Origin of the sequence: Chamaesiphon sp. OTE_8_metabat_110 (genome assembly GCF_031382685.1) — a bacterium.
In the GTDB taxonomy this organism is placed as follows: domain Bacteria; phylum Cyanobacteriota; class Cyanobacteriia; order Cyanobacteriales; family Chamaesiphonaceae; genus Chamaesiphon.
Genome location: NZ_JANMZA010000104.1, coordinates 1 through 5,907, shown reverse-complemented (window position 1 = coordinate 5,907; position 5,907 = coordinate 1). Strand labels below are relative to the sequence as shown.

Sequence of the window (5,907 nt, the reverse complement as noted above, 5' to 3'; positions counted from 1 at the left end):
CCCACAGCGTACTCAATAAAACTAGCGCAAGCTCGTAAATATATTGAACCGAAATCGGCATCAGTTGAACTAAAGGACGACCACCAAAAATAAAGAAAAAGTTGAAAATAAAAAATGTACAGAGCGTAAAAATGCGATGTCTAATTACGTCCGGCGATAGATTGAGATCGCGCTGGCGACTATAAGACTTTGCCCATTGCTCGATCGATCTGCCCACCCGATCGCCGATCGCGGTAGAGATCCCCAATGTCATTGGTACAGCCACAATTTTAGGAATATTTATCGCCTGTCCGAATAGATAAAATCCTGGATCTAATAGTGTTGATAGTTGGTCGGTTTGTCTCGCCCACGCGCCGGAAATATAATAGTCCCAACTACCAGCATACAGATAATAATAACCAAAATAACCGATAACTAAACCCACATAACCATAGCGCAACCATGATACTTCTGGCTTATTCAAACCATCCCAGTAAACGCGTGCTGAATCGATATCAATGCAGGGATTTTGACAGGCAACACAAGCACTTTGTTCTTTCCCATCAGGTAATACCGTCCGACACATCGATTGGGTAATAGACGTATCGCTAGTATGTGCCTTACTACTAAATAAGCCACCAGGCTCACTATAAATTTGCTGCACTGGAGCCATTGGACAAAAATAATTGCACCATGATTTACCGCCATACAAATAGCCGACAGTAATCGCAGCCGCGATCGTAAATAATAGCCATAATGCTAATACCAATCGATCGGCATTAAAAAACAAAATTCGCCCGCACAATCCGACAAATAGCCAGCCAAATTGCACGTACGGATAATTTTTACCCAACCACGAATCAGGCTTGACTTTTGGCAACTCATAGCGAACTTTTCCCGTATTCGGACTCTCGCGTTTGAATTGTCTTTGTTTGCCTAATGCACGGGGAATTTGTGACAAAAATGACAGCGGACAAATCCTGCGCCAAACTTCATGCCCGAATACGAGCAAAATGAAGATCGACGACGGAACGATCGCCCCCCAAAATAAGGTCGTAGCCAATGGATAAGGCTGCTCTACCAGACACTTTCCCTGCACCGAAATACAGCTACCTGACAACCTTAACGGACTCCAAGGATGACTTGGCTCTGTCAGTACGGAAGTCCAAGGATCGTAAAACAATGATGCAATAATCAGCAGCCATGCGATCGTTAATATCCAACGAACCACGTGCATTTGCCGTTCGGGTAGCTGTGAGAACATACAACGTAGAAGTTAACTAGTAGTAAAGAGTTTTTATGTAGGTATTATCTCGATCGAAACCCACATCTATATAATAGATGACATTAAAATGTGGATAGTCTACCGATCGACATAAAATTATGAGTCAAGCTATTGCTGATTAGATTGTTTAGCATCTTACAAACCAACTGTTTCAGTTCGATCGACGATCGACATTTATGCGACCGCCTCGGTGGCACGCTTTCGTCCGATCGAAATTAATTGCCTTTCATCTTGACAACCTAAGCCCGGTTAAGAATAAATCAGCCCTGCTAGCTCGTCAACTGGGGATTTTTGAGTTAAATTATGTAAATAAACTATCAACCGATCGCCACCGCAATGAAACGGACTTACAACGATACCCTGAGCGATATTCATGATGCTCCCGATCTCCAGAGTCTCGTCTGCGATAAACGATCGGGCAAACGCGCGACTACCGCCAAAGGCAACCGCCGCAACCGCCGCTATGAGAACCGGATGCTCAATGCCCAAACTTGTGAAAATTTTGACGAAGGTGAGGACACGTTTGTCGAGGATAATTAAAATCTGCATTGGTAGCTTAGCGATCGCCATTAACACGATCGCTTGTGCGATTGCCTTATCGATCGTCGGGATGGTAAACGGCATCGTTGTACCCATCGAGCTAATGAGAATTCCCACTATATAAAAATTCGAGGGCGCGGTTACGCAAATCATAATAGCGAGGATCTTCGAGCATTTGTTCGCGATCGCGAGGACGCTCAAAGGGAATATCTAAGATCTCACCAATGCCCGCTGCTGGCCCTTCTGTCATCATTACTAATCGATCGGCTAGGAATAAACACTCATCGATATCATGTGTCACCATCAGCACCGTACACCCAACTTCGCGGACGATTTCGGATACTTCTTCCTGCATTTCTTCTTTGGTAATTGCATCCAAAGCACCGAAAGGTTCATCTAGAATTAACACTTCAGGACGCAGACAAAAAGCCCGCGCGATCGCGACCCGCTGACGCATTCCTCCAGATAATTGGGTGGGTTTTTTTTCCATTGCCTCGCCCAAACCAACCATCGTTAAAGTATCACGAACGATCCGATCTTTCTCCGATTTAGACTTGCTGGGATGGACGGAATCCAACCCAAAATAGACATTTTCATAAGCTGTCATCCACGGCATCAACGAGTAATTTTGAAACACCACCATCCGATCTGGCCCTGGCTTGGTAATTAACTTACCATTCATGGTGACTTGACCTTCGTTGGGTGTGGCAAATCCAGAAAGTGTATTTAGTAATGTAGATTTACCGCAGCCGGAGTGTCCAATAATACAAATAAATTCACCTTGCTTGACAGTAAGATCGATATTTTTAATTACGACATTTAATCCCGCTCTGGCAGGATAAGTTTTGGTAACTCCTTGAAAGCTGATAAAGTCTTTGTTGACGTTTTTTAATCTTCCCGACATAGGTGCAGCAGTAGTAGTCATAGGATTTAGGATTTAATTGAGAGTTAAGAATTGAGAATTGGGTTGTATCGCACTAGGGATTTAACCATGGGAGCATCGCTCCTGTTCTCTGTCATTTAAAGAGAAGATATTTCGTAGGGTGGGCACTGCCCACCAGCTAAGTTTCAGGTATAATCCATTCGATCGATAATTATGCTTATTTATTCACCGATCGCCTTAATGAATTTCCGCTAGAGTGATATCGCGTTTGATTTTGAGATTGTTGAGATAGCTAATCGGATCTTTGGCATCGAAAGTGGTACCATCGACGAGTTGAATCGAACCGCGACTGTAAGAAATCTCGGTCATCCCTAATTCCCGTGCTGCCGTACTAAAGACACCAACGCGACAGGTATTTTCCAGCACCTCTACCCAGTTGCGAGGGAACGGCACATCGCCCCACCGCGCCATCTCAACCATGTGCCACAGATGTTCTGTCCGACTGGGACGATTGACACCATCGCCGAAAAAGACGTGGTGAGCGACCGATTCGACCCCAGGGACGATATCGTCGGGGCCGCCTAGATGGATAAAATCGATATTGGTACCGATATATTCCTTGCGGGCTAAGATTTTGCGAATTTCTTCGGCATTAGTAGGATCGGCGCAGTAGCGGCAAGCGTCTAAAAGTGCCTTATTTAGGGCAATAAAGGTATTGGGGAATGCCGCTGCCCAATCTTGACGACAGCCCAGAACTTTGCCGGGATGACCGTTCCAGATGTCGATATCGCGGGCGACGGTAAAGCCAATTCCTTCGATTTCAGCGCGGAGATTCCACGGATCGCCGACGCAAAAACCGTCGATGGTGCCGTTTTTGAGATCTACGACCATTTGGGCGGGCGGGATTTGTTTCAAATGTAACTCCCGATCGGGATCGATGCCCGCACTGGCTAACCAATAACGCAGCAACAGGTTGTGCATGGATGAAGGATGTACTACACCCATCCGGTGCGGTTCGTTGGGGGTGGCGCGGATCGCTTCGCGGAAATCAGCCAGGGTTTTGACACCGAGTTTCTTAAATTTTTTATCGAGGGTAATGGCGTTACCGTTGCGGCTGATGGTGAGGGAGCTGACGATGGGTAGACTTTGCCCGCCCGCACCGCCGAGGGTAATCCACAGGGGCATTCCCGATGGCATGGCTGCTGCGTCGATATAGCCGCCGATCAGTCCATCGACTACGCCGCGCCAACTCGATTCTCGCACCAAGGAGGCTTGCTCTAAACCATGTTTGACAAAGAAGCCTTTTTCTTTGGCAATAATCATCGGCGCACATGCCGTTAAGGGCACAAAACCGAGTTGTAAGTTGACTTTTTCTAACCCGTGAGCGGCAACATGTTGAACTTTCTGCGCCCGCATTTTTTTAACTTGTTTCTGCTGGTTGAGAAAGTAGATAATTTCGCTGCGGAGCTGATAGTAGCTCGGATGTTTGACGGCTTCTAACCGTTTGCGCGGGCGGGGTAAATCGACCTCTAAAATGGAGCCAATTTTAGAAGCAGGGCCATTAGTAAGCATTACTACCCGATCGCTCATCAGTACGGCTTCATCGACTTCGTGAGTCACCATCAACGCCGAAATTTCGTTATCTTCGCAGATCTTAACTAGCTGTTCTTGCAAGTTACCTCGCGTCAAAGCATCGAGGACACCAAAGGGTTCATCTAATAATAATAAGCGCGGTTGCACTGCCAGAGCGCGGGCGATCGCGACCCGTTGACGCATCCCCCCAGACATTTCCCCAGGATACTTATCGATCTCTTTAGAAAGTCCGACGACACCGACATAATGCTCGATAATTTGTTTCCGTTCTTGAGCTGATTTTTCGGTCAGAACTTCATCAACCGCAAAAGCAACGTTTTCTCTTACTGTCAGCCAGGGTAAGAGCGAATAGTTTTGAAATACAACGATGCGATCGGGGCCAGGTTTAGTAATTGTTAATCCTTCTAAGGAAACCACTCCTTCTGTTGCTAAATCCAATCCCGCAATCATATTCAGCAGGGTGGATTTGCCACAGCCAGAGTGACCGATTAGCGAAATGAATTCACCGCGTTTGATTTGAAGATCGATACCGCGTAGGGCGACATATTCTTTCCCACCACCGAGTGGAAAGGTTTTTCCCGCATCTTGAATATTGACTAGTTCGGCTGTTGACATGGCAGTTTATAAATTTTGGATTTTTATGTAGGGTGTGTTATCCCAACGGGTAACGCACCATATATTTGCTTGTAATGGTGCGTTACGCTTCGCGATAACACACCCTACGCATCGCTAAACAAAGCATTACTGCTTGACGATTTTGTTCTGCAACCAACTCATGGCAGTATCGAGCAATAAACCAACCGCGCCGATCCAAACCAAGGCGAGAATAACTTCGCTGATGTAGTTATTTTGATAAGCTTCCCAGATAAAGAAACCAATCCCGACAATCCCCGACATGACGATTTCAGCGGCGATAATTGCCAACCAAGCTAAACTAATTGCGACGCGCAAACCAGTGAAAATGTAAGGCAGTGCGGAAGGAAGTAAAATTTGGAAGAAGTATTTTTGCTTGGAAGCTTGGACGACTTTAGAAACGTTAATGTAGTCTTGGGGAATTTGTTTGACACCAACTGCGGTATTAATTAAAATCGGCCAGACTGCGGTGATAAAGATGACGAATAAAGCAGCGGGTTCGTTTTTATTTAAGGCAGCGAGGGAAATCGGTACCCAAGCCAAAGGTGGAACAGTTCTCAAAAATAGGAACAAAGGATCGAGTGCGCGGGAGAGCATATCGCTGGTACCGATCGCAATGCCGAGCGAGATCCCGACAATCGCCGCTAATGTATAACTAATCCCCACCCGTTGCAAACTCGCCCAAGTCTGCCAGAACATCCCCTTATCGATGCCGCCGCGATCGTAAAAAGGATATTTTACTAATTCAAAAGTCCGAGGATCGGTAATCAGGATTGAAGGGCCAGGTAATAGGGTAATTCCCGAAGATGATAATGCTTCCCACAAAGCTAAGAATGTAAAAATCGCGATCGCTGGTGGTAGGACATTTTTCTTAATTGTTTTGGCGGATATTTCCATCCCACCAATCCGAAATCCCGATGATTTACGTATGCCAGTTGTCATAATAATGCTCCGAAATTAATTGATAATTGAGAATTGGGTTGTTAGCAGATAT

The 5,907-nt window shown here is 45.9% G+C and carries 5 protein-coding genes; all 5 read right to left on the bottom strand.

Annotated elements, in window-relative coordinates:
- A partial coding sequence (locus tag RMO52_RS03765) for a 4Fe-4S binding protein (RefSeq protein ID WP_310410975.1) occupies positions 1 to 1,243 on the bottom strand: 1,243 nt, incomplete at its 3' end.
- Positions 1,244 to 1,513: 270 nt separating this feature from the next.
- Positions 1,514 to 1,900 carry a hypothetical protein gene (locus RMO52_RS03760; RefSeq protein WP_310410973.1) on the bottom strand — a complete coding sequence of 129 codons (387 nt, stop codon included), beginning with the start codon at positions 1,898 to 1,900 and terminating at the stop codon, positions 1,514 to 1,516.
- 4 nt (positions 1,901 to 1,904) lie between these two features.
- Complete coding sequence (locus RMO52_RS03755; protein WP_309745186.1) at positions 1,905 to 2,729, bottom strand: nitrate ABC transporter ATP-binding protein; 825 nt, start codon at positions 2,727 to 2,729, stop codon at positions 1,905 to 1,907.
- A gap of 195 nt (positions 2,730 to 2,924) precedes the next feature.
- A complete protein-coding gene (locus tag RMO52_RS03750; RefSeq protein WP_310410970.1) occupies positions 2,925 to 4,895 on the bottom strand; it encodes a nitrate ABC transporter ATP-binding protein in 1,971 nt (656 codons plus the stop codon).
- Between the two features lie 126 nt (positions 4,896 to 5,021).
- On the bottom strand, positions 5,022 to 5,855 hold the full coding sequence (gene ntrB / locus RMO52_RS03745) for a nitrate ABC transporter permease (RefSeq protein ID WP_396134872.1): 834 nt from the start codon (positions 5,853 to 5,855) through the stop codon (positions 5,022 to 5,024).
- Positions 5,856 to 5,907: the final 52 nt, after the last annotated feature.